25 protein-coding genes are annotated in these 24,380 nt (G+C 56.3%); 10 read left to right on the top strand and 15 right to left on the bottom strand.

Translation table 11 applies throughout. The annotated features are described in order from the left end of the window. Positions 1-19: 19 nt before the first annotated feature. Positions 20-1,243, bottom strand: coding sequence for an L-methionine/branched-chain amino acid transporter (gene yjeH / locus ACOTXF_RS09220; protein ID WP_048961972.1), 1,224 nt, complete (start codon positions 1,241-1,243; stop codon positions 20-22). Between the two features lie 179 nt (positions 1,244-1,422). Here yjeH and ACOTXF_RS09215 point away from each other — a divergent pair, with 179 nt between their 5' ends. Together ACOTXF_RS09215 and groL are read left to right on the top strand one after the other, a co-directional pair. After that, the gene (locus ACOTXF_RS09215) at positions 1,423-1,716 is read left to right on the top strand and encodes a co-chaperone GroES (protein WP_003855929.1); all 294 of its coding nucleotides are present in this window, start codon (positions 1,423-1,425) and stop codon (positions 1,714-1,716) included. 31 nt (positions 1,717-1,747) lie between these two features. Continuing rightward, positions 1,748-3,391, top strand: a complete 1,644-nt coding sequence (gene groL / locus ACOTXF_RS09210; protein WP_008502946.1) for a chaperonin GroEL — start codon at positions 1,748-1,750, stop codon at positions 3,389-3,391. Positions 3,392-3,456: 65 nt separating this feature from the next. On the opposite strand, the gene iadA is transcribed toward groL, so the two are convergent. Genes iadA through ACOTXF_RS09195 form a run of 3 tightly spaced genes read right to left on the bottom strand, consistent with a single transcriptional unit; the run spans position 3,457 to position 5,738 of the window. Beyond that, a complete protein-coding gene (iadA, locus tag ACOTXF_RS09205) occupies positions 3,457-4,620 on the bottom strand; it encodes a beta-aspartyl-peptidase (protein ID WP_047744934.1) in 1,164 nt (387 codons plus the stop codon). 10 nt (positions 4,621-4,630) lie between these two features. Continuing rightward, on the bottom strand, positions 4,631-5,092 hold the full coding sequence (locus ACOTXF_RS09200) for a YjiG family protein (protein ID WP_023293466.1): 462 nt from the start codon (positions 5,090-5,092) through the stop codon (positions 4,631-4,633). After that, entirely contained in the window at positions 5,073-5,738 is a 666-nt protein-coding gene (locus ACOTXF_RS09195; RefSeq protein WP_008502943.1) for a nucleoside recognition domain-containing protein, read from the bottom strand. The genes ACOTXF_RS09200 and ACOTXF_RS09195 overlap by 20 nt, the downstream gene beginning before the upstream one ends. 234 nt (positions 5,739-5,972) lie before the next feature. On the opposite strand from ACOTXF_RS09195, the gene ACOTXF_RS09190 reads away from it, so the two are divergent. Next, on the top strand, positions 5,973-6,326 hold the full coding sequence (locus tag ACOTXF_RS09190) for a DUF4156 domain-containing protein (protein ID WP_008502942.1): 354 nt from the start codon (positions 5,973-5,975) through the stop codon (positions 6,324-6,326). Positions 6,327-6,391: 65 nt separating this feature from the next. Here ACOTXF_RS09190 and epmB read toward each other — a convergent pair whose 3' ends face one another. Further along, the gene (epmB, locus tag ACOTXF_RS09185) at positions 6,392-7,420 is read right to left on the bottom strand and encodes an EF-P beta-lysylation protein EpmB (protein ID WP_045418076.1); all 1,029 of its coding nucleotides are present in this window, start codon (positions 7,418-7,420) and stop codon (positions 6,392-6,394) included. Positions 7,421-7,460: 40 nt separating this feature from the next. On the opposite strand from epmB, the gene efp reads away from it, so the two are divergent. The 3 genes from efp (at position 7,461) to ecnB (ending at position 8,472) form a co-directional block, all read left to right on the top strand. Then, positions 7,461-8,027, top strand: a complete 567-nt coding sequence (gene efp, locus ACOTXF_RS09180; protein ID WP_008502940.1) for an elongation factor P — start codon at positions 7,461-7,463, stop codon at positions 8,025-8,027. Between the two features lie 58 nt (positions 8,028-8,085). Further along, a complete protein-coding gene (locus ACOTXF_RS09175) occupies positions 8,086-8,217 on the top strand; it encodes an entericidin A/B family lipoprotein (protein ID WP_024907352.1) in 132 nt (43 codons plus the stop codon). Between the two features lie 108 nt (positions 8,218-8,325). Then, positions 8,326-8,472 carry a lipoprotein toxin entericidin B gene (gene ecnB, locus ACOTXF_RS09170; RefSeq protein ID WP_003025482.1) on the top strand — a complete coding sequence of 49 codons (147 nt, stop codon included), beginning with the start codon at positions 8,326-8,328 and terminating at the stop codon, positions 8,470-8,472. 37 nt (positions 8,473-8,509) lie between these two features. On the opposite strand, the gene ACOTXF_RS09165 is transcribed toward ecnB, so the two are convergent. Then, positions 8,510-9,109: a helix-turn-helix transcriptional regulator gene (locus tag ACOTXF_RS09165; protein ID WP_021240725.1), complete on the bottom strand. Its 600-nt coding sequence runs from the start codon at positions 9,107-9,109 to the stop codon at positions 8,510-8,512. 261 nt (positions 9,110-9,370) lie between these two features. Here ACOTXF_RS09165 and sugE point away from each other — a divergent pair, with 261 nt between their 5' ends. Then, on the top strand, positions 9,371-9,688 hold the full coding sequence (gene sugE / locus ACOTXF_RS09160) for a quaternary ammonium compound efflux SMR transporter SugE (RefSeq protein ID WP_008502938.1): 318 nt from the start codon (positions 9,371-9,373) through the stop codon (positions 9,686-9,688). Here sugE and ACOTXF_RS09155 read toward each other — a convergent pair. Both ACOTXF_RS09155 and ACOTXF_RS09150 read right to left on the bottom strand, forming a co-directional pair. Further along, positions 9,685-10,215, bottom strand: coding sequence for a lipocalin family protein (locus tag ACOTXF_RS09155; RefSeq protein WP_232926832.1), 531 nt, complete (start codon positions 10,213-10,215; stop codon positions 9,685-9,687). The genes sugE and ACOTXF_RS09155 overlap by 4 nt on opposite strands. A gap of 130 nt (positions 10,216-10,345) precedes the next feature. Beyond that, entirely contained in the window at positions 10,346-11,491 is a 1,146-nt protein-coding gene (locus ACOTXF_RS09150; protein WP_045418072.1) for a cephalosporin-hydrolyzing class C beta-lactamase MIR-3, read from the bottom strand. A 132-nt stretch (positions 11,492-11,623) separates the two neighbouring features. Between ACOTXF_RS09150 and ampR the strand changes: the two genes are divergently transcribed. Beyond that, positions 11,624-12,499 carry a LysR family transcriptional regulator AmpR gene (ampR, locus tag ACOTXF_RS09145; RefSeq protein ID WP_008502935.1) on the top strand — a complete coding sequence of 292 codons (876 nt, stop codon included), beginning with the start codon at positions 11,624-11,626 and terminating at the stop codon, positions 12,497-12,499. A gap of 29 nt (positions 12,500-12,528) precedes the next feature. On the opposite strand, the gene frdD is transcribed toward ampR, so the two are convergent. The 4 genes from frdD to frdA are packed head-to-tail and all read right to left on the bottom strand — an operon-like array spanning position 12,529 to position 15,822. After that, a complete protein-coding gene (frdD, locus tag ACOTXF_RS09140; RefSeq protein ID WP_045418067.1) occupies positions 12,529-12,888 on the bottom strand; it encodes a fumarate reductase subunit FrdD in 360 nt (119 codons plus the stop codon). Between the two features lie 10 nt (positions 12,889-12,898). Then, positions 12,899-13,294, bottom strand: a complete 396-nt coding sequence (frdC, locus tag ACOTXF_RS09135) for a fumarate reductase subunit FrdC (RefSeq protein ID WP_045418063.1) — start codon at positions 13,292-13,294, stop codon at positions 12,899-12,901. A gap of 10 nt (positions 13,295-13,304) precedes the next feature. Beyond that, positions 13,305-14,039 (bottom strand): succinate dehydrogenase/fumarate reductase iron-sulfur subunit, encoded by a 735-nt coding sequence (locus ACOTXF_RS09130; protein ID WP_003855955.1) that lies wholly within the window; start codon positions 14,037-14,039, stop codon positions 13,305-13,307. After that, entirely contained in the window at positions 14,032-15,822 is a 1,791-nt protein-coding gene (gene frdA, locus ACOTXF_RS09125; RefSeq protein ID WP_008502932.1) for a fumarate reductase (quinol) flavoprotein subunit, read from the bottom strand. Before frdA ends, ACOTXF_RS09130 begins: the two co-directional genes overlap by 8 nt. Positions 15,823-16,132: 310 nt before the next feature. Here frdA and epmA point away from each other — a divergent pair, with 310 nt between their 5' ends. Together epmA and yjeM are read left to right on the top strand one after the other, a co-directional pair. Further along, positions 16,133-17,110 carry an elongation factor P--(R)-beta-lysine ligase gene (gene epmA / locus ACOTXF_RS09120; RefSeq protein WP_008502931.1) on the top strand — a complete coding sequence of 326 codons (978 nt, stop codon included), beginning with the start codon at positions 16,133-16,135 and terminating at the stop codon, positions 17,108-17,110. Positions 17,111-17,288: 178 nt separating this feature from the next. After that, positions 17,289-18,788, top strand: coding sequence for a glutamate/gamma-aminobutyrate family transporter YjeM (gene yjeM / locus ACOTXF_RS09115; protein WP_063846338.1), 1,500 nt, complete (start codon positions 17,289-17,291; stop codon positions 18,786-18,788). 37 nt (positions 18,789-18,825) lie between these two features. Here the strand turns inward: yjeM and mscM are convergent, their stop codons facing one another. The 3 genes from mscM to rsgA form a co-directional block, all read right to left on the bottom strand. Beyond that, positions 18,826-22,149: a miniconductance mechanosensitive channel MscM gene (mscM, locus tag ACOTXF_RS09110; protein ID WP_021240719.1), complete on the bottom strand. Its 3,324-nt coding sequence runs from the start codon at positions 22,147-22,149 to the stop codon at positions 18,826-18,828. A 19-nt stretch (positions 22,150-22,168) separates the two neighbouring features. Next, positions 22,169-23,137, bottom strand: a complete 969-nt coding sequence (asd, locus tag ACOTXF_RS09105; RefSeq protein WP_023293460.1) for an archaetidylserine decarboxylase — start codon at positions 23,135-23,137, stop codon at positions 22,169-22,171. A 97-nt stretch (positions 23,138-23,234) separates the two neighbouring features. Beyond that, complete coding sequence (rsgA, locus tag ACOTXF_RS09100) at positions 23,235-24,287, bottom strand: small ribosomal subunit biogenesis GTPase RsgA (protein ID WP_044597275.1); 1,053 nt, start codon at positions 24,285-24,287, stop codon at positions 23,235-23,237. Positions 24,288-24,380: the final 93 nt, after the last annotated feature.

Genomic DNA, 24,380 nt, shown 5'->3' with positions numbered 1-24,380 from the left:
GGCGCTTCGCTTACCGGGCCTACTCAAGCGCCAGCCACAACACCGCCAGCATGACGATGGCGTACATACTTTTCCACCCCACCATTGCCAGCAACAGCAGGCACAGTAGCCCCCCGACAAGCGCCAGTGCTTTATAACGGCCTTTCAGCAGACGACAACCTGCCAGCATGCACAGCAGGTAGATCATGATGAAAATGCCATTGGCGTAGACGAGCAGCGTATCCAGATTGACCTTCAGGGCGTAAATGCACAGCGTACTCACCACGCAGCAGCCCAGTACGGCATTCAGGGCATTCAGCGGCAGCTGGCGTTTAGACAGCCGTGCGAGGCGGTTATCAGGTCTGTAAAGCGCCTGAGACCACACCAGACGGGCAAAGCTCTGGATATAAATGTTGAGGCTGGCAAAACAGGCCAGATAGCCGATAACGCAGGCGATCCACAGCGCCTTCACACCAAACAGTTCAACCACGATACCCGGCAGCGATGCCGCGGCGGCGAGATCGGCTCCGAAAGCCTTGAAGTGCAACACCAGCACGGTACACGCCCAGTACACCGTGCCTGCCAGCAGCAGGCCGATCATCAGTGCGCGGGGGAAATCACGTTCAGGCTGCTTAAATTCTGACGCCAGATGAGCAAAGGCCTCCAGACCGACAAAACACCAGAACATGACGGAGAGCGCGGCAAAAAGCTGTGAGTGGTCGACGTCTGTCACGGCCGGGAAGGGAATCTCTTTTACGGTGATATCGCCCGCCCACCAGATAGCGGCAACGAGCGCGACAATCAGCACCGCAACCAGTGTCTGCAGGTTGGCGCTGGAGCGGGCTCCGCGTGAACCCACCCACCAGACGATAGCCAGCGTACCCAGTTCGGCCAACAGCAACTGCTCGTCATGCCAGCCAAACAGCGCCTGGCCAAAGCCGGTTGCAATGTGCAGCGCCGCAGGAAGCCCAACCGGAATAACGGAGAGAAACAGCCAGCCGGTCACACGCTCCAGTCGCGGGCCAAATGCCAGCCCGACAAAATGCGCCACGCCGCCCGCGCTGGGGAAATGCCGCCCCAGGATGGCAAACACAATGGCAATCGGGAAAACCAATACAATCAGAACGGGCCACGCCCACAGACTGTTATTTCCGGCTACCAGTGCCGCCAGTGCAGGTACGGCGAACACGCCCGTTCCTAACAAGGAGGTTGAGAGCAGGCCGACGCCCTGCGCCAGCCCCAACTCCTGCTTGAGTCCACTCATTGACATCGTCCTGCCAATTCCAAAAGAGAGGCGATGGTAACACTTTCGCAAAATTTTTTTTCAACTCCCCCTTGAAGGGGTAAAAAGCTATCCCCATCTCTCAGGGCACTAGTCGGAAAACCGCATGCGGGCCGGCGTCATCCATAACTGATAATGACTTTCTCAAAGGAGAGCTATCAATGAGTATTCGTCCGTTACATGATCGTGTGATCGTCAAACGTAAAGAAGTTGAAACCAAGTCTGCTGGCGGCATCGTTCTTACCGGTTCTGCAGCAGCCAAATCAACGCGTGGCGAAATCATCGCTGTCGGTAAGGGCCGCATCCTGGAAAACGGAACTGTGCAGCCACTGGACGTTAAAGTTGGTGACATCGTAATTTTCAACGATGGCTACGGCGTGAAATCCGAGAAGATCGACAATGAAGAAGTGTTGATCATGTCCGAGAGCGACATTCTGGCAATTGTTGAAGCGTAATTTACGCACGAGAATTTGAGGAAATAAGAACATGGCAGCTAAAGACGTAAAATTCGGTAACGACGCTCGTGTAAAAATGCTCCGCGGCGTAAACGTACTGGCAGATGCAGTTAAAGTGACCCTGGGCCCGAAAGGCCGTAACGTAGTGCTGGATAAATCCTTCGGCGCGCCAACCATCACCAAAGACGGTGTTTCCGTAGCACGTGAAATCGAGCTGGAAGACAAGTTCGAAAACATGGGTGCGCAGATGGTGAAAGAAGTGGCCTCTAAAGCGAACGACGCTGCAGGCGACGGTACCACCACCGCGACCGTTCTGGCGCAGGCCATTATCACCGAAGGTCTGAAAGCCGTTGCGGCGGGCATGAACCCAATGGATCTGAAACGTGGTATCGACAAAGCTGTCGCCTCCGCTGTGGAAGAACTGAAAGCGCTGTCCGTACCGTGCTCTGACTCTAAAGCGATTGCTCAGGTTGGTACCATCTCCGCTAACTCCGACGAAACCGTAGGTAAACTGATCGCGGAAGCGATGGACAAAGTCGGTAAAGAAGGCGTAATCACCGTTGAAGACGGTACCGGTCTGGAAGACGAACTGGACGTGGTTGAAGGTATGCAGTTCGACCGCGGTTACCTGTCCCCATACTTCATCAACAAGCCAGAGACTGGCGCTGTTGAGCTGGAAAGCCCGTTCATCCTGCTGGCTGACAAAAAAATCTCCAACATCCGCGAAATGCTGCCAGTGCTGGAAGCCGTTGCGAAAGCAGGCAAACCGCTGGTTATCATCGCTGAAGATGTTGAAGGCGAAGCGCTGGCGACCCTGGTGGTTAACACCATGCGCGGCATCGTGAAAGTGGCTGCGGTTAAAGCACCTGGCTTCGGCGATCGTCGTAAAGCGATGCTGCAGGATATCGCTACCCTGACCGGCGGTACCGTCATCTCCGAAGAGATCGGTATGGAGCTGGAAAAAGCGACCCTGGAAGACCTGGGCCAGGCAAAACGCGTTGTGATCAACAAAGACACCACCACCATCATCGATGGCGTGGGTGAAGAAGCCGCTATTCAGGGCCGCGTTGGTCAGATCCGTAAGCAGATCGAAGAAGCGACTTCCGATTACGACCGTGAAAAACTGCAGGAGCGCGTAGCGAAACTGGCAGGCGGCGTTGCGGTAATCAAAGTCGGTGCTGCGACCGAAGTTGAAATGAAAGAGAAAAAAGCGCGCGTTGACGATGCCCTGCACGCGACCCGTGCTGCGGTAGAAGAAGGCGTGGTTGCGGGTGGTGGCGTTGCGCTGGTGCGCGTTGCCGCTAAACTGGCTGGCCTGACCGCTCAGAACGAAGACCAGAACGTGGGTATCAAAGTTGCGCTGCGCGCAATGGAAGCGCCTCTGCGTCAGATCGTGTCTAACGCCGGTGAAGAGCCATCTGTGGTGGCGAACAAGGTGAAAGCGGGCGAAGGTAACTACGGTTACAACGCGGCAACTGAAGAATACGGCAACATGATCGACTTCGGTATCCTGGACCCAACTAAAGTGACCCGTTCTGCTCTGCAGTACGCGGCCTCTGTTGCTGGTCTGATGATCACCACCGAGTGCATGGTGACCGACCTGCCTAAAGGCGATGCGCCTGACTTAGGTGCTGCTGGCATGGGCGGCATGGGTGGAATGGGCGGCATGATGTAATCATGTTGTTCTGAACCTCTCAGAACGAACCCCGGGCAGAAATGCCCGGGGTTTTTTATTGCGTGCTATTCGAAAGTCCCTTTGACGCACACGGCACCTTCACGCACCATCTGGCGGCCTTTGGCCCAGACCTCGCGAATCTTCAGATCGTCCGTCAGTACCAGGAAATCCGCGTCGCATCCGGGTGCTATCCGTCCCTTATTCTCTAGCCCGAGAAACGCCGCCACGTTTCGCGTAAAGGGAAGAAGCGCCTCTTCCAGCGGCAGCTGATGTCGGCTGACCAGCTGCTGCAGCGTTTCGAGCAGGGATTCGAACCCCGCCACGCCCATCCCCACCAGATTGCCGCTCTCATCAAATTTCGGCTGGCTGCCGTTGCCGTCCGAACTGAGCGTAAGCCGGTTAAACGGCACCTGCGCCTCGCGGGCCATCACGATGGCGCTGGCGGCGTCAATCGGTTCACCGATGCTGGTTGTGATGTCGATATAGCCGCCTTCGCGGGCATAGCTCAGCGCGGCATCGAACAGCGCCCGGGCGCGGTTAACGTGGGTTGGCAGCAATTTTACGCGGGGAACGTCGGCGTTATTCAGGATGCTAAATAGCGGCTCCAGCAGCTTTGGGCTGTTGCCGAGGTGAAACACGGAGATACCCGCTTTGGCACCCAACAGCCCGCCTACGCGTGACTGGGCAGCCATACTGGCGAGCTGGTCCTCGGCTGGCGCGGAAGAACGATGGTCAGAGATCGCGCATTTCACGCCAATGATTTTATCAATCAGCGCCACGTCTTTTTCGACACTGCCGGTGATGGTCGGCGAAGGCAGCCCGTACGCCCCCGTCAGCATCCATGCGCTGATCCCTTCATGTTCAAGGGCCCGCGTTTTTGCCAGCAGCGATTCAGGATGCCGGGTCACGCCGTCGGTGCCTAGCAGGCCAACAACCGAGGTGATGCCTGCGGCAACGAGTGCAGACAGGCGAACCTCTGGCGTGCGGGTGTGAGGGCCCGCCTCACCGCCGCCACCGATCAAATGCACATGCTGGTCGATAAACCCCGGGCAAACCACCGCCCCAGCCAGATCGCTTTCCGGGCAGTCTGGCCTCGTTGTTCCGTGGTTCGCTTTTTCGATCGCCACGATTTTTCCCGCAGCGATCAGCAGATCGCAACGTCCCTTATCCTCCGGGGCGTAGAGATGTGCGTTGCGGAAAAGGTGAGGGTTCAGCACTGAAAAATCCATTTTTATCTCCTCAGAAGAGTAGCTGCATCACCCACATTGAGAGCAGGGCATTAATGACACAAAGAGTAATAATATGCGGATAATATTTCGGGTTTACGCCGGCGGTACCCAGGCAGCGGCCGGTGTTTTGCACCGGATTGCCCATCAGATAGATAGCGGGCAGCAGGATGGTGGCATCGTGGCCGTTGAGCGTGCCGGCGGCGACCAGGCTGGCGCAGACGCCCACGCCGCCGCCCATACTCATCACCGAGGCCAAAAGAACCGTTGCCGCCGCACCCGGAAGGCCCCACAGCGCCATAATTGGCTCGCATATCTTGCCGACTATATCCAGCAGGCCGGTGACCTTGAGCGCCTGAATGATGACAAACGCCATGACGACGTTCGGCAACAGGCTGGTGGTGGCGATAGTAAAGCCGCGCCGGGCGCCATCAATAAACATATCCATGATATTTTTACGCGGCTGGGCGATCATGTTCTTCCTCCTGAAGATGACGATTTTCCATGTGGGCGATCCACAGGCGCAGGACGTTCGCACCAACGAATTTAAACACCAGAATAACGGCCAGCGGCGTAATCACCGGGATGGTGATAACGGTGAAGAGCGCGGCACCGGAAGAAAAATAGTTGGTAATGATGGCGCTACCGCTGGTCTGGAAGGTGGCGAAAATAGCGCGCTCCTGATCCGTAATCGCGCCTTCATCGGTTAACTCTTTGGTCATCCCTGCCGCCGCATCGGTGTTTTGCAGGTTGGCTATCAGCGCCAGGGAGCAAACGCCCGGCACACCCAGCAGCGGACGTAAAATGGGAGTCATAAGCTGCTGTGCGGCACGCAGCCCGCCCAGACCTTCGGTGACGGCGATGATACCAAGCGATAAAATGACCGAGGGAGCCAGCTCAAGGGCAAAGAGGAAACCGTCTTTCGCCCCCGTTCCGCCCGTTCCGCGAAACGTCAGGGCGCCGTTGACCGGGCCAAAGCTGCCGTTTAAGACGGTAAAATCCAGCACGCGCCACCATTCGGTGCTTTTGGCGAAAAAGCCCGAGAAAAAAACGATGGTAAGTACAAACGCCACATAACCCACCCATGTCACTTTTTCCTCTCCTGAGGATGATGCACTCATAAAACCTCCTTTTTTAGTCGCGTACAAAAGTTGTACGTTGCATCACTAAAAACGATCGGGGGCTAAAACACGATATCCCAAAGGTTATTATCAGAATTCATTTAAGATGTCGGAGGAGTGCCTCGCGGAATCTGGCTCGCAGAAATGCGCGGGGGTTTTTCTTTTAGTCATCTTTTAGGTATAAGATTTACACACGGACAATTACTGTCCAGCTTATTGAAAACGAGGAATAACATGCGCGTAAAAGTCTGTGCAGGGATTGTAGGGGCAGCACTGCTGCTGGCGGGTTGTAGCTCCAGCAATGAGCTGTCGGCAGCGGGCCAGGGCGTTCGCTTTGTGGAAGATAAGCCTGGCAGTGAATGCCAGCTGTTAGGCACGGCAACCGGTGAACAAAGTAACTGGATGTCGGGTCAGCACGGTGAGGAAGGCGGTTCTATGCGCGGAGCGGCGAATGCCCTGCGTAATCAGGCTGCGGCAATGGGCGGCAACGTGATTTACGGCGTAAGTAGCCCAACGCAGAGTATGCTGTCCAGCTTCGTGCCGACCGCCAGCCAGATGACGGGCCAGGTCTATAAGTGCCCGAACTGATGTAATGTGCTAATGGCGCTGCGCCCGGCCCTGTAGGGCGGGTAAGCGTAGCGCCACCTGCCTTTTTAGTGCTGCCGCAGCTGCAAATCGAGCGGCGTCTTGCTCGGCTCTCCGCCAATCTCACGTGCCAGCTTCGGCACCATATAGCCTGAAACCAGCGTTAACAGTTCGCGCATAATCTGCCGGGCTTCTTCATCCGTCACCATGAAATGCGCCGCGCCCTGAACGCGATCCAGCACGTGCAGGTAATACGGCATCACGCCCGCATCAAACAGGGCATTGCTCAGATCGGCCAGCACGCGGGCGCTGTCATTCACGCCGCGCAGCAGCACGCTCTGGTTCAGCAGCGTCACGCCCGCTTTACGCAGTCGCGCCATCGCCGCGCGAAACGCATCGTCAATTTCGTTCGCGTGATTAATATGATTCACCAGCAGCACCTGCAGGCGAGATTGCTCCAGGCGTGCCACAAGACCGTCGGTGATACGTGCCGGAATAACAATCGGTAAGCGGCTATGAATGCGCAGGCGCTTAATGTGCGGGATGGCTTCAAGCTGAGTCAGCAGCCAGTCCAGCTCATGATCTTTCGCCATCAACGGGTCACCGCCGGAAAAAATAATCTCATCCAGCTCCGGATGGGCTGCGATATAGTCCAGCGCAACCTGCCAGTTGCGTTTATTGCCCTGGTTTTCGGCATAGGGGAAGTGCCGACGGAAGCAATAACGACAATTTACCGCACAGCCGCCTTTTACCAGCAGCAGGGCGCGGTTGAGATATTTGTGCAGTAAACCCGGCACCACGCTGTTCTGCTCTTCCAGCGGATCGGTGCTGTATCCCGGCGCAGTAATGAATTCATCCTGCGAAGTAAGCGTTTGTTTTAATAGCGGATCGTCGGGGTTACCTTGCTCCATCCGCGCCACAAACGCACGGGGAACGCGCAGGGCGAAAAGGCGCTTTGCCTCGCGGCCTGCAAGCAACTCTGGGTGCTGATCGAGGTCTAAAAGACGCAGCAATTCATCAGGACTGGTGATTACATCGGCAAGTTGCGATAACCAATCTTCTCTGGACGGGGTGTTTAGGGTTACAATATGCGCCATTTTGTGGCTTAGCTACCAGTTAACAAATTTAGAGGGCCTTATGGCAACGTACTATAGCAACGATTTTCGTGCTGGTCTTAAAATCATGATGGACGGCGAACCGTACGCGGTTGAAGCCAGCGAATTCGTTAAACCAGGTAAAGGCCAGGCATTCGCACGCGTTAAGCTGCGCCGTCTGCTGACCGGTACCCGTGTTGAGAAAACCTTCAAGTCTACTGACTCTGCAGAAGGCGCTGATGTTGTTGATATGAACCTGACCTATCTGTACAACGATGGCGAGTTCTGGCATTTCATGAACAACTCCACTTTCGAACAGCTGTCTGCTGATGAGAAAGCGGTAGGTGACAGCGCTAAATGGCTGCTGGATCAGGCTGAGTGCATCGTGACCCTGTGGAACGGCCAGCCTATCGCAGTGACCCCACCAAACTTCGTAGAACTGGAAATCGTTGAAACCGATCCAGGTCTGAAGGGTGATACCGCAGGTACCGGCGGTAAGCCAGCCAAACTGTCTACCGGCGCAGTGGTGAAAGTGCCACTGTTCGTACAGACTGGCGAAGTGATCAAAGTGGATACCCGCTCCGGCGAATACGTATCCCGCGTGAAGTAATTTACGTATGATTGAAGGCGCAGCGCCCGCTGCGCCCGATTTTTTGCAGGCAGGGATGATGAAACGTACCGTTAAAATTCTGCTTCTGTTAGCGCTCTCCAGTGCATTGCTTTCTGGCTGTAACACCACGCGTGGAATGGGACAAGATATCCAGGATCTGGGTCATATCATTTCTCACGCCGCCAGCTAAGTTCGTCTAATTTTCCTAAAAATGCTTCCTCTTCCGTCAACCGGCGGGATTTTGTCTATCCTTAAGTTGCTATACACAAAACAACTTTGGCTATAAAAGGAAGATATTATGGTTAAGAAGACAATTGCAGCGATCTTTTCAGTCCTGGTACTTTCTTCAGTGTTAACGGCCTGTAATACCACGCGTGGCGTCGGTCAGGATATTTCTGAAGGTGGTAGCGCGATCTCTGGTGCGGCAACAAAAGCTCAGCAGTAATGAATAAACGGTACGGGACCCGCCGGGTTTCGTACCGTCAGCTTTCTGATTCCTGCAGGGATAAGAACGGAGAAAAACGCGTATCCATATGTAATTTCATGCGGATATTGCGTTTATAGGTATAAACCGTTTTTCCGTTGATGCTCAGGTGAGCGGCAATTTTTTGATTGCTCGCGCCGTCCATCCATAATGTCAGCACCTTCTCTTCCTGTCGGGTCAGCAAAGGGGCTGCCGCCGTTGGCCTGTCAGCGCTGGCGCGCGAAATTAACGCATCGTTGATAACCGTTGCCACCTCTTCGAGACTGGCATTTTTCAACAGCGACGACCAGACCGGAAACTTCCCAAGCCAGTCGGTCATGCCGCTGTCCTCTCCCGACTGCAGCAAAATAAACGGTAATCGTTCACTGGCGTTAAGCAGGGAAGAGAGCTGCTGAAAATGGTGAATATCCTGCCTGAAGCCGTACAGGTCAGCGATAACCAGCGTCGGTTTCCATTGCAGAATGTGTTCTCTGGCAAGAAACAGATTATTCAGCCCGGTCACAACGTAGTGTCCCGGGAACAAACCGGAATGATTGAGCCATGCTTCAAACCCCGCGCGGGTGAAGTGACAACGGTCAATCAAAAGAATTTTGAACATATTTTATTCGCAGTCGGCTAGTGGTTTGGCTTCCTGCCATCAGAAAGCACATCATCATAGAGAAGTCGGATGAGTGCTAAAAGCCGGAACTCCGCGCCATACTGCGGCTATTTCTTGCCTTAACGTGTTCAGCAAAAAAGGATTGAAAAAAAATAGCACGCTAACCACAATAGGTGGCGTAATCTCTGCCTTACGGGACGACCCGTAAGCGTTTCTTTCACCGGGGACGGCCCCAACTTGCATTAAGTTAAGGAGCCTGACATGTCCTGGATCATTCTTTTTATTGCTGGCCTGCTCGAAGTGGTATGGGCGATTGGTCTCAAGTACACCCACGGATTTACCCGCCTGACGCCCAGCGTCATTACCGTTACCGCCATGATAGTCAGTATTGTTCTGCTATCCTGGGCGATGCGCTCTTTGCCTGTGGGAACGGCTTATGCCGTCTGGACGGGTATTGGCGCAGTGGGGGCCGCCATCACAGGCATTTTGCTACTCGGCGAGTCAGCGAGTCTGGCGCGTATCGCCAGCCTCGCTCTGATTGTGGCCGGGATCGTTGGGCTTAAGCTCAGCACCCACTAATGGGGCTGTTTTACCCAGATAAGTTTTGATACATCAAACCCTTGCCGGGTCGCGACGTCCAGCATCTGCTGCTTCATTTCGGGTGAAATCGTTGGCGTGCGGGAGAGTATCCACAGGTAGTCGCGATCCGGCCCACAGACCAGCGCATGGCGATACGCTTTGTCGAGCGCTATCACGTTATAACCGCCATAAAACGGACCAAAGAAAGAGACCTTAAGCGCGGCCCGTCGCGGGTCGCCAGTGAAGTACGCTTTTCCCACCGACTGCTGCCATATCTCCCGATCGGGATTATAGCCCCGGTTGATCACCTGAATACCGCCATCATCCATCGGACTGTAATTCGCCGTGACCTTCTCTAAACCCTGCTCAAACCGATGGTCGAGGCGCGCGATTTCATACCATGTTCCAAGGAAGCGTTGTGCATCAAAAGGCGTGACGACGGTGACGCCAGGAGGCGGGGTAGGGGAACTGCAGGCAACCATTAAAAACGCGGCTGTCACCGCGGCGATAACAGGCAGAATGCGCATAGGAGTTTCCTTACTGTTTTTTGTTAAGTGTAGATGACAGCAGGAAAAATGCGGAAGACTGTGCGGCGAATTTCGCCGCACATCGTGGTTTTGTAGGCCGGGTAAGGCGAAGCCGCCACCCGGCAATGTTTTACTGCAGCGCGTCGAGGATACGGTATGCCGCCTCAACGCGTGCCGGGTTCGGATAGCTTTTATTCGCCAGCATCACAATGCCGAGCTGCTTTTCAGGAATAAATGCCACGTAGCTGCCAAACCCGCCCGTCGAGCCTGTTTTATGGACCCAGGAGGCTTTGACCGGCGGCGCGGGTGGATTCACTTCTGCCACGGGCAATGGTGCCAGCGCCACCTTGTTATCACTGCCTCCGACGACGGTTTTGGCATCGACCGGCCAGTTGAGCATCTCCCAGCCTAACCCCTGATACATAGCACCCACGCGCCAGTAGCGAGACTGCGCCAGAGCAATGCCTTGCTTGAGTGAGGGAGCGTGAAGAGAATCCGGCTTCATGTTGGCTATCAGCCAGCTCGCCATATCCTTCACGTTAGTTTTTACGCCATAGGCTTCCGCGTCCAGCATCCCTGGCGAAACGTGGACCGCTTTACCCTCACGGTATCCCCAGGCGTAATGCGCCTCTTCCGCTTTCGGGACGTTAATCCAGGTATGGTCCAGCTTGAGGGGTTTAAAGACCCGCGTCGTCATGGCCTGCTCATAGCTCATGCCGGAAGGTTTGACCGCCAGCGCACCAAAAAGACCGATGCTGGCGTTAGCGTAAAGACGCGTGGTGCCCGGCTTCCACTGCGGCTGCCAGTTTTGATAAAAGCGCAGCAGAGAGGCGGTATCCGTGACCTCATCCGGCACCTGTAACGGCAGACCGCCTGCGGTATAGGTTGCCAGATCCAGCATGCGAATGCCCTGCCACTGCTTGCCCGTGAGCTCAGGCCAGTATTTTGCTACCGGATCGCCCAGCGCTATTTCACCCCGGGCAATGGCATCGCCGCCCAGTACGCCGGTGAAGGTTTTACTTATAGAGCCCAGCTCAAACAGGGTTTGCGGGGTGACGGGTTTGTTCGCCGCAACATCGGCTTTACCGAAGGTAAAGTAGTGTGGCTGACCCTGATAAATTACCGCCACCGCCATACCCGGAATGGCCTGCGCGTTCATCAGCGGCGTAACGGTACGTTCCACCACCTCAGCCAGCTGTTTTTCGGACATCGGTGCGGCGAATGCAGCGCTGGCGACGCTGAGCAGCAGGGCACAGCTTAGGGATTTTGTCATCATCGGTTATCTTCCGTAATAGCAGTTCAAGGGAGTGTCCGGGCCCGTCAGACCGCTGTAGTCTGTTGGATTTGACTGTGGCTGACAAACGGTTAAATTTAGCATTAGCTGTTAATTTTTCTAACGGATGGGACCATGACCCGCAGCTATCTTCCGCTTAATTCGCTTCGCGCCTTCGAAGCGGCCGCAAGGCACCTCAGTTTTACGCATGCCGCTATCGAGCTGAATGTCACCCATTCCGCGATTAGCCAGCACGTAAAGGCGCTGGAGCAGCACCTTAATTGCCAGCTGTTCGTCCGCGTTTCGCGTGGGCTGATGTTGACCACGGAAGGCGAGAATTTGCTGCCGGTGCTGAATGACTCGTTCGACCGAATTGCCGGAATGCTGGATCGCTTTGCCAGCCAGCGCGCCCAGGAGAAGCTAAAAATTGGCGTGGTGGGTACCTTTGCTACCGGGGTGTTATTCTCGCAGCTCGCTGACTTTCGTCGCTGCTATCCGCATATCGATCTTCAGCTGTCGACGCATAACAATCGCGTCGATCCGGCAGCCGAGGGGCTTGATTACGCCATTCGTTATGGCGGCGGGGCGTGGCACGGCACGGAAGCGACGTTTCTTTGCCCTGCACCGCTTGCACCGCTTTGCACGCCTGACATTTCAGCCGCGTTGCACACCCCTGCCGATATCCTGAAGTTTACCCTGCTGCGTTCTTACCGGCGCGACGAGTGGACCGCCTGGATGCAGGCCGCGGGAGAAAACCCGCCTTCACCGACGCACCGGGTAATGGTATTTGATTCGTCCGTGACCATGCTGGAAGCCGCGCAGGCAGGTACGGGCATCGCGATTGCCCCTGTCGATATGTTCACCCATCTGCTGAACAGTGAGCGCATTGTGCAACCCTTCGCGACGCAGATTGACCTTGGCAGCTACTGGCTCACGAGGCTGCAGTCACGCGCAGAAACGCCCGCAATGCGCGAGTTTGCCCAGTGGCTGGTGGGGAAGATGCAGAAATAAAAGGCCCGCCGGATGGCGGGCCAGAGGCGTCAGATAGTGATCACGGCAATCAGCGTGACCACGGTCAGGATGGTCGCCAGACCGTAGAATACCCATTTCCCGCTCGGTACATGGATTTTCAGGTCATGCATCGCATGGTGAATACGGTGCAGGCCACACCACAGCGGCAGGACGATCATCAGGAAGATGAACACGCGGCCGATAAAGCTGCTCGTGAACGCCAGTACGCGTTCGTAGCTCAGCGCATCGCCCGGGAACAGCCCCAGCGGCAGCATAATGCCCACCAGCAGAATGATGACGGGGGCAATGATGGCACTCCACATGCCGCCTGCGCCAAAGAGGCCCCAGAAGACCGGCTCGTCAGAACGTTTTGGATTTGGATTGATCACAGTAGTCTCCTTACCAGAACAGTGCGACAAAGAGAATGACCACAGTGACCAGAATCGTCACCGCCCAGAGCCCCTTAATCATCGGCTCTGGCCCCATTTTCTCGCCTTTTACGATGATGTTCGCCGCTTTTGGTGCCAGTTCAAACCAGGTTTTGGTATGCAGCAGCGCGGCTGCAAGCACGATCAGGTTCAGAATGACAATGATCGGGTTTTGCAGGAAACCGACAAAGCTGGCCCAGGTTTCCGGGCCATGCTTGAGGGCAAAAACGCCGTACATCAGCTCAAGGCTGAACCAGACCGCCGGTACCGCCGTGCCTTCACGCAGCATGTAGAAGCGATAAAACGGCAGGTTTTTCCACCAGGTGGACGGCACAGGCCGCACATAGGCTTTGCGTTTAGTCGTCATCATGCACTCCTTAGCGTGGTTTTAGGGTAGCGATAAGAAAGTCTTTCGAGCTTTCCACTTTACCCTGCTGAATGGCGGCGGCCGGGTCGACGTGCTTCGGACAGACTTCGGAGCAATAACCCACAAAGGTACAGGTCCAGACGCCGTTCTGGCTGTTAAGCTGCGCCATACGTTCTTTTTTACCGTGGTCGCGGCTGTCTTCGTTATAGCGGTGCGCCAGGGTAATGGCGGCCGGGCCGATGAACTCGGGGTTCAGGCCAAACTGCGGACAGGCGGCGTAGCAAAGACCGCAGTTAATGCAGCCTGAGAACTGATGGTATTTCGCCATCTGAGCCGGGGTCTGGGTGTTTGGCCCCTGATCCGGCGTGCGCGGGTTGCCAATAATGTAAGGCTTAATGGCTTCCAGGCTTTCGATAAAGTGGGTCATATCGACCACCAGATCGCGCTCGATAGGGAAGTTGCCCAGGGCTTCGACCTTGATGCCTTTGGTGTAGTCACGCAGGAAGGTCTTACAGGCCAGCTTCGGCACCTTGTTGACCATCATGCCACAGGAGCCGCAGATCGCCATGCGGCAGGACCAGCGGTAGCTCAGGTCTGGTGCCAGGTTGTCTTTGATGTACCCGAGCGCGTCCAGCAGGGAGGTTTGCTCGTCGTAAGGAACTTCATAGAAAGCGCTGTGCGGTGCGGCATCCACTTCCGGGTTGTAGCGCACCACTTCAACTTTCAGTTTTTGCATCTCAGCCATTCGCCTTCTCCTTCTTCTCGGCGGCTTCTGCTTCTGCACCGTACACGCGTTTAGCCGGCGGCAGCGTGGTGATTTTCACGTCGCTGTAGTCCAGACGTGTGGTGCCATCCGCATCGCGCCAGGCGAGAGTGTGTTTCAGGAAGTTGACGTCGTCACGTTCGGTACAGCCTTCATCAAGACGCTGATGCGCCCCACGCGACTCTTTACGCGCCAGCGCAGAGTGCGCCATACATTCTGCGACGTTCAGACCGTGGCCCAGCTCGATGGTGTAGAGCAGGTCGGTGTTGAATACGCTGGAGGTGTCGGTGATGCGCACGCGCTTGAAGCGCTCCTGCAGTTCCGCCAGCTTATCGACGGTTTTTTGCATCAGCTCAGGGGTACGGTAGATACCGCAACCTTCTTCCATCGACAGGCCCATCTCGTCGCGGATCTTAGACCAGTTCTCGTTACCTTCCTGGTTCACCAGGTCTTTCAGGCGTTTTTCAACGTCTGCGACCTGCGCATCCAGCGCGGCACCGTTAGCTTCGCCTGCGGTTGCCGCGCGTTCCATCGCGCGCTCGCCCGCCATGCGGCCAAAGACCACCAGCTCGGCCAGCGAGTTTGAGCCGAGGCGGTTGGCACCGTGCAGGCCCACGGAGGAACATTCACCGACGGCGAACAGACCCTTAATACGGGTTTCACACTGCTGGTCGGTTTCGATCCCGCCCATGGTGTAGTGCGCCGTTGGGCGGACCGGAATCGGCTCTTTCACCGGATCGACGCCGACGTAGGCTTTCGCCAGCTCGCAGATGAACGGCAGACGTTCCAGCAGCTTTTTCTCGCCCAGGTGACGCAGGTCGAGGTGAACCACGTCGCCACGCGGTGTGGAGATGGTGTTGCCTTTGCGCCACTCGTGCCAGAAAGCCTGAGAGACTTTGTCGCGCGGGCCGAGTTCCATGTACTTGTTCTTTGGCTCGCCGAGCGGGGTTTCCGGGCCCATGCCGTAATCCTGCAGGTAGCGGTAGCCGTTTTTGTTGACCAGGATACCGCCTTCACCGCGGCAGCCTTCCGTCATCAGAATGCCGGAGCCCGGCAGACCGGTTGGGTGATACTGCACGAACTCCATATCGCGCAGCGGCACGCCGTGGCTGAGCGCCATACCCATACCGTCGCCGGTAACGATGCCGCCGTTGGTGTTATAACGATAAACGCGGCCCGCACCGCCCGTCGCCATCACCACCGCATTGGCGCGGATCTGGACGAGCGTGCCTTCCATCATGTTCATCGCCACCAGGCCGCGCGCGTGCCCATCATCCACCAGAATGTCGAGGACGAAATGCTCATCAAAGCGCTGGATTTGTGGGAACTGAAGGGAGGTCTGGAACAGGGTGTGCAGCATGTGGAAGCCGGTCTTATCGGCGGCGAACCAGGTACGTTCGATCTTCATGCCGCCGAAGCGACGAACGTTGACGCTGCCGTCCGGACGACGACTCCACGGACATCCCCACTGTTCAAGCTGGGTCATCTCCGTTGGACAATGGTGCACAAAGTAGTCAACGACATCCTGTTCGCAAAGCCAGTCGCCCCCTGCAACCGTGTCGTGGAAATGGTATTCAAAGCTGTCATGATCCTGCGCAACGGCGGCGGATCCTCCTTCTGCGGCCACCGTGTGGCTGCGCATTGGATAGACTTTTGAAATCAATGCGATTTTAGCGTTGGGATTAGCTTGCGCTGCAGCAATCGCAGCACGTAATCCAGCCCCGCCAGCGCCTATTACGGCAAGATCGGCCTGAAAAGTTTGCACGACATTCCTCCAGATTTTTGTTATTTCGCAACGCGACAAACTAAAGGTAGTTCACCCGTCCAAAAGGACGATTGCGAAAGCGTTTCCACTGCTCCTTTATGGGTAAAACAGTATAACCGTGTAGATGTCAGGGAAATTTGACGTGTTCGATTTTTTTGCTGTTCTGTCCGGCGATTTATCATTGAGATTGATGAATTGCATCACGCAATTGTTCACCTAAATGAAATGCGCTTTTTTACTGCGCAAAATTTGTCTCTGTCCCTGCTAACGAGTAGACTTCGTGCCCTTGTCTGAAATCGGAGAACAACTCATGAGCGAAACGGCCACCTGGGAGCCGAGCGCATCCATCCCTAATCTGTTAAAACGCGCTGCAATTATGACGGAGATTCGCCGTTTCTTTGCCGACCGCGGCGTCCTGGAGGTGGAAACCCCGTGCATGAGTCAGGCAACGGTAACGGATATTCATCTGGTCCCGTTTGAAACCCGTTTTGTTGGCCCCGGCCACTCTCAGGGCATGAATTTGTATCTGATGACCAGCCCGGAATACCACATGAAACGCCTGCTGGCGGCGGGATGTGGTCCGGTCTATCAGCTGTGCCGTAGCTTCCGCAACGAAGAGATGGGTCGTCACCACAACCCGGAATTCACCATGCTGGAGTGGTACCGCCCGCATTATGATATGTACCGCCTGATGAATGAGGTGGACGATCTGCTTCAGCAGGTTCTGGATTGCTCAGAAGCGGAAACGCTCTCTTATCAGCAGGCCTTCCAGCGCCATCTGGAAATCGATCCGCTGTCGGCGGACAAAACCCTGCTGCGCGAAGTGGCGGCAAAACTGGATCTGAGCAACGTGGCAGATACCGAAGAGGACCGCGACACGCTGCTGCAGCTGCTGTTCACCTTCGGCGTGGAACCGCAGATTGGCAAAGACCGTCCGACGTTTGTCTATCACTTCCCGGCAAGCCAGGCGTCACTGGCGCAGATCAGTACCGAAGACCACCGTGTGGCAGAGCGTTTTGAGGTCTATTACAAAGGTATTGAGCTGGCGAACGGCTTCCACGAATTGACCGACGCGCGCGAGCAGGCGCAACGTTTCGAGCAGGATAACCGCAAGCGCGCCGCGCGCGGCCTGCCGCAGCAGCCTATTGATGTTAATCTGCTTGAAGCATTAAAAGCAGGCCTGCCAGATTGCTCCGGCGTGGCGCTGGGCGTAGACCGTCTGGTCATGCTGGCCCTGGGCGCAGAGCAGCTTGGCGATGTGATTGCCTTTACGGTCGATCGCGCTTAAAGAATTGCCGGGTGGCGCTGTCGCTTACCCGGCCTACTCGGTCATTTGGCCCTGCCACATTAAAAACTGTCATATTATCAATATACGGGTCTTTTTCTTAATTTGCCCCTTATAGCCACAATATTAGTCTGGTCATCTGCTACCATCCGCGCAGTTTAATTCCTTTTCGGATGGTTCTATGTCCCAGTCACTCAAAAAGATGACCCTCACCGGGCTCATCCTGATGATATTTACCTCAGTCTTTGGCTTTGCCAACAGCCCATCAGCGTTCTATCTGATGGGTTACAGCGCGACGCCGTTTTATATCGTTTCGGCTCTGTTCTTCTTTATCCCGTTTGCGCTGATGATGGCGGAGATGGGCTCGGCTTACCGGAAAGAAGAGGGCGGGATCTACTCCTGGATGAACAACAGCGTCGGCCCGCGTTATGCCTTTATCGGCACGTTTATGTGGTTCTCCTCTTATGTCGTCTGGATGGTCAGCACGGCGGCCAAAGTCTGGGTGCCATTCTCCACGTTTCTTTTCGGTGCCGATAAAACGCAGGTCTGGTCTCTGGCGGGGCTGAGCTCCACGCAGGTCGTCGGTATCCTGGCGGTATGCTGGATGGTGGTGGTCACGCTGGTGGCGTCAAAAGGCATCAACAAAATTGCCCGTATCACTGCCGTTGGCGGTATTTCCGTGATGTGCCTGAACCTGGTGCTGCTGTTGGTGAGTATTGCCATTCTGTGCCTGAACGGTGGTCATTTTGCGCAGGAGGTGAACTTCGTTTCCTCGCCTAATCCAGGTTACCAGTCCGGGCTGGCCATGCTCTCCTTCGTGGTGTTTGCCATCTTCGCCTACGGCGGTATTGAAGCGGTGGGCGGGCTGGTCGACAAGACCGAGAACCCGGAAAAGAACTTTGCCAAAGGGATTATTTTTGCCGCTATCGTGATTTCCATCGGCTATTCACTGGCGATTTTCCTCTGGGGCGTCAGCACCAACTGGCAGCAGGTATTGAGTAACAACACCACCAACCTCGGGAACATTACCTACGTGCTGATGAAAAGCCTGGGGATGACGCTGGGTAACGCCATGCACCTGACGCCGGAAGCATCGGCCACCATGGGGATCTGGTTTGCGCGCATTACCGGCCTGTCGATGTTCCTTGCCTATACCGGCGCATTCTTCACGCTGATCTACTCGCCGCTGAAAGCGATCATCCAGGGTACGCCAAAAGCGCTGTGGCCGGGACGCATGACCCAGCTCAATACCGCAGGCATGCCTGCCAACGCCATGTGGATGCAGTGTCTGCTGGTGTGCGTGTTTATTCTGCTGGTCTCATTTGGCGGTGATACCGCATCGGCGTTCTATAACAAGCTGACCCTGATGGCGAACGTGTCGATGACCCTGCCGTACCTGTTCCTGACCCTGGCGTTCCCGTTCTTTAAGGCGAAGCAGGAGCTTGAACGTCCGTTTGTGATTTTTAAAACCCGCGCGGCAACGCTGCTGGCGACCACGGTGGTGGTGCTGGTGGTGGCGTTTGCCAACATCTTTACCATTATTCAGCCGGTAATTGAGGCGAACGACTGGAACAGCGCGCTGTGGATGGTGGGCGGTCCCATCTTCTTCTCGCTGTTAGCGATGGGGATTTATGAGAATTACCGTCGACGCGTGACGGCGTACATCGCAGAAGTGGCGTAGCGGGAATATTCCCCTCCCGAAAGGGAGGGGAGATGCGTTATAAGCTGCCCGCCGGGCGCGTACGCGCCGCTGACGTCAGCGTTCTTCCCGTTTTACGCCCGTCCAGGCTTTCCAGACGCATCTGGAACGGTGGGAACGGCATATCAATACCGTGTTCGCGGAAGCCCGCCAGAATCAGCTGGTGGATCTCATGGCGCAGCGGCATACGGTGGCCCATTTCGGCGGCGTAGATACGCAGCTCGAAAATCTGAATCCCCTGCTGTAAATCCACAAGGAAGACTTCCGGCGCCGGGTTGTCGATGACCAGCGAGCAGCGCTCCGCGGCAGTGTAGAGGATCTGGGTGACCTCTTCGCTGTTCGCGTCCGACGGTGCCGGTACCGTCAGCACCACACGGGTAACGGAGTCTGAGAGCGACCAGTTGATGAACTGCTCGGTAATAAACGCCTTGTTTGGCACGATGATCTCTTTCCGATCCCAGTCGCTGATCGTCGTCGCACGGGTGTTGATCTTCGTGATGCTGCCGGTCAGATCGCGGATCGTGACGGTATCGCCAATACGGATCGGTTTTTCGAACAGAATGATCAGGCCCGAGATGAAGTTGGCGAAGATCTCCTGTAAACCAAAACCTAACCCAACGCCGAGCGCTGCGACGAGCCACTGGAGCTTCGACCACTCAATGCCGATCATCGAGAAGCCAACCAGACCGCCAAACAGCATGATCAGATACTTGGTAATGGTCGTGATTGCATAGCCCGTACCCGGCGTTAAATCCAGATGCTGCAGCAGCGCCAGCTCCAGCAGCGCCGGGAAGTTACGCACCAGTTGGGTGGTGATGATCAGCACCAGAATGGCAATCAGCACCGCCCCTAAGGTGATCGGCTCCAGGCTTTCAACACCCTGCACCGTGGACGTCACGTCCCACAGCGAGATGTTCTCCAGGAAGCCAAACGCGGAGTGGATCTCCGACCACAGGAAGATGACCGAGAGGAGGGCAATCAGCATCAGGATGGAGCGAACCAGACGCAGGGACTGGGTACTGATGGCATCCAGATCCAGTTCGACCTCATCCGCCTCCGTCGTACCTTCCGTACTGTTAACGTGGTTTGGCTCTTCCTCACCCCGCGCGCGCTGGGCGAGGATCTCCGCCCGGCGATGCTTGGCACGGTCAAACGCCAGACGGCGGCGCTGGATCAGCATCCAGCGGCGGATCACGTGATACACCACCAGCAGCAGGAACCAGATGGCCACCGAGGTTTCGAGACGTGCCAACAGCGCCTGCGACGTCGCCAGGTAACCCACCGCGGCTGCCAGCATCGCAATCAACGGTGCGCTGAGCAGCAGGTTCCAGAGCAGCCGGTTGAACATATTGTCGCCGCTGCCGGTTTTATCCAGATAGAGCGGAATACCCGCGCGCTTCAGGCTGAGCGTGACGATGGCCAGCGCTCCGCATATCAGCATAAAGCAGAGGCGGCCCAGCGAGCCTGAAAACTCCCGGTCGTTGAGATTATCGAACATGATCAGCGCCATAATCAGCGGCACAATCAGCCCGATGCTCATCAGATAGTAACGCATGGCGCGCGCCACGCGATTACGCGGCCAGCCAAAGTGGGCGATGAACAGGCCATTGGGTCGCGCAAAGGTGGCGCAAATCATTACCACCCACAGCAGCGGTACCGTGGCGGTGACGCCATCGCCAATCGCTACCGCGAGCGGATAGGGCCAGGCTTCCCGCAGGCCATAGCCCAGCGTCATCCACAGCACCGGCAGCGGGGAGGCGACGAGAATCGACCAGAATACGGTGCGCAACGTCAGCCAGAAGTGATCCTGGGTAACCTTCCCCACCCGGGAACTGGAACGCTCGAGGAAGCGGGTGAAATGTCTGCGCGAGTAAATGCTGAAGCCCACCAGAATTAACGCCCCCAGCAGCGGGAAAATGGTCTCTTTGCTGGTGAGCATCATCACGCTGGCCTGTCCCAGCTGGCTGAAGGTATCCAGCGAAATCAGACGGCGCAGATCCTGGACAATCTCAATTGGCCACGAGAAGGTCATCGGACGCACGTCGGACGTCCAGAAGAGATAACGGTGCGTCGCCTCGTTCACCTCTTTCAACGCATCTTCCAGCTGGCTGTTGGACACTTTTAGCTTGGTCAGCTCAAGAATCAGCGTATCCCCGCCCTGGAGCAGAGAGTTCAGCAGTTCACGCTGGGTACGCAGCTGGGCTTCCAGAATGCGGCTTTGCTCGCCGGTCAGAGGCTGTCCGTCAGCCTGACGGATCTGGCGGATTTGCGGCTGCTTATTGAGAAGATCTTCAAAATGCAGTCGCTGAACGCGCAGCTGGGCCATTTCGGTATCCAGCTGCTGCGGCTTCGGCATCTCCGGCAGGCGCGCGACCTGGGCGCGTAGCGCTTCGCCCAGCAGGTTTGACGATCCGAGCCACTGGGACTGTTCGCGCAGGGTGTTGAGCGCCTGGCGAACCTGAAGGGTTTGATTAGTGGCCTGACGCTGCTGCGAGGCCACCAGATCCATACGCTGCGCCTGTTGATTCAGCGCGGCCGAAAGCTCACGGTTGACCTTAAACTGCTCGACGATGCCGGCAGGCAGGTTATCGCTATTTTCTGCCAGCAGCTCGGTACTTTCCAGCGCGCGCTCCGCTTCACGCTGGCGCTGGCTATTGAGCTGGTTGCGCAAGGCCTGAAGATAGGCGTCCAACTGCTCGCTCTGCTTTTGAGCGAGTTCTGAGCGCATCCGCGACAGCTCCTGGCGGTTATTGGCGGAAAGCTGCGCCAGCTCGAGCTCATCGACAAGGGCCTTCAGGCGAGCTGATTCTGCCTGCAGGCCCAGATTTTGGGCCTGCGCCTGTGGCGTGTTGCCGTTTTGTGTCCCCACGCGGCGCTCAACTTCATTAAGCTGGCGGCGGGCGTCGGTTTGCTGCTGCGGAAGCTGGCTGAGGGAGTCGGCAATTTCGCGCGCTCGCTCCTGCTCCTGCTGAGCAAGGCGGCTCTTTTCCAGAAGCTGGCTGCTGACCTGCAGGATCTCCTGGTTCAGCGCGTCGGAGGTCATGCCTGCCGGCACATCGCGCGGTTCGTCGCGCAAGTTATTGAGCTGCGCGCGCAGCGTCTGCGAGAGTTTGGGGAAGTTGTCGATAACCTGCTGATACTGCTGAGCGCGCTCAAGCGAGCCTTTCCGCTCCTCAAGCGCGTTCAGTGCGGACTGGAGCGACTCGACGGTCTCTGGCTGAGCGGGTTTGGCCGCTTTTGCCTGCTCCAGTTCCTGGGTTATCTGTTTGGCGTCGGGGGCTGTCGCTGCGTACGCCCCCATGCTGAGGCACCAGGCCATCAGTAGAACGATAATCGGGCGCACGTCAGCGATCCTTCTGTTGTTAGCCTTCGTCTTTTTTGTCGTCAACCAGCGGGCTGGCGTCGTGCTCGGCCTGGATCTCTTCCTGTGACAGCGGAGCCGGTTCTGCTTCTGGCGTCACGAAGGTTTCAGTAGAGACCGCCAGCGGCTGGCCCAGCTTTGTCACCGACAGGCTTTCAAGCTGTTCAGCCAGCTTCACTTTGCCCGGCGCAAACAGGTTGATCACGGTGGAGCCCAGCTTAAAGCGGCCCATCTCCTGACCTTTGAGCAGGGCCACGGAACCTTCCGCTTCACCGGCAGGCCAGGTCCAGCGTTTGATCACGCCTTCGCGCGGCGGGGTGATGGTGCCTGCCCAGACGGTTTCGATGCTGCCAACGATGGTCGCACCGACCAGAATCTGGGCCATAGGGCCAAATTCAGTATCGAACAGGCAGATGACGCGCTCGTTACGGGCAAACAGGTTTGGCACGTTCTGCGCGGTCAGGTGGTTCACGGAGAACAGATCGCCCGGGACGTAAATCATTTCACGCAGGATGCCGTTACACGGCATGTGCACGCGGTGGTAGTCGCGCGGTGACAGATAGGTGGTGGCAAAGGTACCGTTGCGGAACAGATCCGCCATCAGGTAGTTACCCGCCAGCAGCGCTTCCAGGCTGTAGTTATGGCCCTTCGCCTGCAGAATTTTGTCGTCTTCGATGTTACCCAACTGGCTGATCACGCCGTCTGCCGGCATCACCAGGACGTTAGGGTCGGTGTTCACCGGGCGCACGTCGTCACGCAGCGGGCGCACGAAGAATTCGTTGAAGGTGCGGTAGCTGGCGGTATCCGGCTTCTGCGCCTCTTTCATGTCGACCTTGTAATATTTTACGAAAAGGTCGATGACCAGTTTGGTCAGCCAGCCTGCGCGTTTGCTCGCGCCCCAGCCCGCCAGGCGAGTGAGCCACAGTTTTGGCAGAATGTATTGAAGCGAAAGTTTAAATGCGTTTAACAAGGTAGCCTCCAGGCCATTGTTTTGTCGTTCCTGATCCGGCGTTAAGCCGCCGGAACCTGAAAAAAGGGGACGATTTTAGCGATGCTTAGCTTAGTTGTCAGTTATCAGAATCAGAAAAGTTTTTACGCGTTTTTACCTGATCCATGCTCTCAAGAATGCGGTGATAATTCTCGAAGCGGGTCTCCGCGATTTCGCCTTTCTCAACCGCTTCACGGATAGCGCAGCCTGGGTCGTTATCGTGTTTACAGTCGCGGTACTTGCAAGCGCCTAAATAATCATGGAATTCGACAAATCCGTTAAAGATTTGTTCCGGCTCCAGGTGCCATAAACCGAACTCTCGCACGCCCGGGGAGTCGATCACGTCGCCGCCGTGCGGGAAGTGATACAGGCGTGACGCGGTGGTGGTGTGCTGGCCGAGGCCCGAGACGTCAGACACATCGTTGGTGAGGATCTCTTGTTGCAGGCCAAGCAGGTTGTTCAGCAGGCTCGATTTACCCACGCCGGACTGGCCCGCAAAGATGCTGATGCGGTCGGTCAGTGCCTCTTCAAGCGGTTTCAGGCCATCTTTGGTGTAGCTGGAGACCATCAGGACGCGATAGCCAATTTTGCGATAGATATCCATCTGCTCATTGACGAAAGCCATCCCGTCTTCGTCCAGCAGATCGATTTTGTTCAGCACGATGATCGGTTCAACCTGCAGCGTTTCGCAGGCGACGAGGTATCGGTCGATAATATTGAGCGACAGTTCGGGCAAAATCGCCGATACGATAACAATCTGGTTAATGTTGGCAGCAATCGGTTTGACCCCGTCGTAGAAATCGGGACGGGTTAACACGGACGTACGCTCATGGACCGCTTCAACAATACCTTTTACCGTTACGCCTTCCGCCGCCTCTTTACCCGGTCGCCAGACGACGCGGTCGCCGGTCACCAGAGAACGAATGGTCCGGCGGATGTTGCAGCGGTGAATGGCACCATCGGCGGATTCCACGTCAGCGTGCATACCGAAACGGCTGATGACTACGCCTTCCGTTGGGTCGCCAAACAGGTTGTCGTCGTAATCGACCTTCTCCGCAGTGGTTTTAAGACGGCGCTGGTGATTGGCATTCACGCGGCGCTGCTGCCCTTTGGAGAGTTTATTTTTACTCAATCGCACTGGCTCCTGGTCGCCCGTAGGGGGCAAAACCTCTATGATACACTCTAATTAATACTAGTTAACCTGCTACTGCCGGTTATGCGAGAA

The organism is Enterobacter cloacae complex sp. IR53041, from assembly GCF_049238285.1.
Lineage (GTDB): Bacteria > Pseudomonadota > Gammaproteobacteria > Enterobacterales > Enterobacteriaceae > Enterobacter > Enterobacter roggenkampii.
The sequence above is the reverse complement of the archived record's forward strand: the minus strand, read 5'-3'. Positions and strand labels throughout refer to the sequence as shown.

Coding starts and splice junctions, on each gene's coding strand:
- ACOTXF_RS09190 (WP_008502942.1), top strand. CDS start 5,973: ATGCGCGTAAAAGTCTGTGCAGGGATTGTAGGGGCAGCACTGCTGCTG.
- ampR (WP_008502935.1), top strand. CDS start 11,624: ATGACCCGCAGCTATCTTCCGCTTAATTCGCTTCGCGCCTTCGAAGCG.
- ACOTXF_RS09200 (WP_023293466.1), bottom strand. CDS start 5,092: ATGATCGCCCAGCCGCGTAAAAATATCATGGATATGTTTATTGATGGC.
- sugE (WP_008502938.1), top strand. CDS start 9,371: ATGTCCTGGATCATTCTTTTTATTGCTGGCCTGCTCGAAGTGGTATGG.
- yjeH (WP_048961972.1), bottom strand. CDS start 1,243: ATGAGTGGACTCAAGCAGGAGTTGGGGCTGGCGCAGGGCGTCGGCCTG.
- ACOTXF_RS09150 (WP_045418072.1), bottom strand. CDS start 11,491: ATGATGACAAAATCCCTAAGCTGTGCCCTGCTGCTCAGCGTCGCCAGC.
- iadA (WP_047744934.1), bottom strand. CDS start 4,620: ATGGATTTTTCAGTGCTGAACCCTCACCTTTTCCGCAACGCACATCTC.
- epmB (WP_045418076.1), bottom strand. CDS start 7,420: ATGGCGCATATTGTAACCCTAAACACCCCGTCCAGAGAAGATTGGTTA.
- frdC (WP_045418063.1), bottom strand. CDS start 13,294: ATGACGACTAAACGCAAAGCCTATGTGCGGCCTGTGCCGTCCACCTGG.
- ACOTXF_RS09130 (WP_003855955.1), bottom strand. CDS start 14,039: ATGGCTGAGATGCAAAAACTGAAAGTTGAAGTGGTGCGCTACAACCCG.
- ACOTXF_RS09175 (WP_024907352.1), top strand. CDS start 8,086: ATGAAACGTACCGTTAAAATTCTGCTTCTGTTAGCGCTCTCCAGTGCA.
- groL (WP_008502946.1), top strand. CDS start 1,748: ATGGCAGCTAAAGACGTAAAATTCGGTAACGACGCTCGTGTAAAAATG.
- ACOTXF_RS09155 (WP_232926832.1), bottom strand. CDS start 10,215: ATGCGCATTCTGCCTGTTATCGCCGCGGTGACAGCCGCGTTTTTAATG.
- ACOTXF_RS09195 (WP_008502943.1), bottom strand. CDS start 5,738: ATGAGTGCATCATCCTCAGGAGAGGAAAAAGTGACATGGGTGGGTTAT.
- ACOTXF_RS09215 (WP_003855929.1), top strand. CDS start 1,423: ATGAGTATTCGTCCGTTACATGATCGTGTGATCGTCAAACGTAAAGAA.
- ACOTXF_RS09165 (WP_021240725.1), bottom strand. CDS start 9,109: ATGTTCAAAATTCTTTTGATTGACCGTTGTCACTTCACCCGCGCGGGG.
- epmA (WP_008502931.1), top strand. CDS start 16,133: ATGAGCGAAACGGCCACCTGGGAGCCGAGCGCATCCATCCCTAATCTG.
- efp (WP_008502940.1), top strand. CDS start 7,461: ATGGCAACGTACTATAGCAACGATTTTCGTGCTGGTCTTAAAATCATG.
- yjeM (WP_063846338.1), top strand. CDS start 17,289: ATGTCCCAGTCACTCAAAAAGATGACCCTCACCGGGCTCATCCTGATG.
- ecnB (WP_003025482.1), top strand. CDS start 8,326: ATGGTTAAGAAGACAATTGCAGCGATCTTTTCAGTCCTGGTACTTTCT.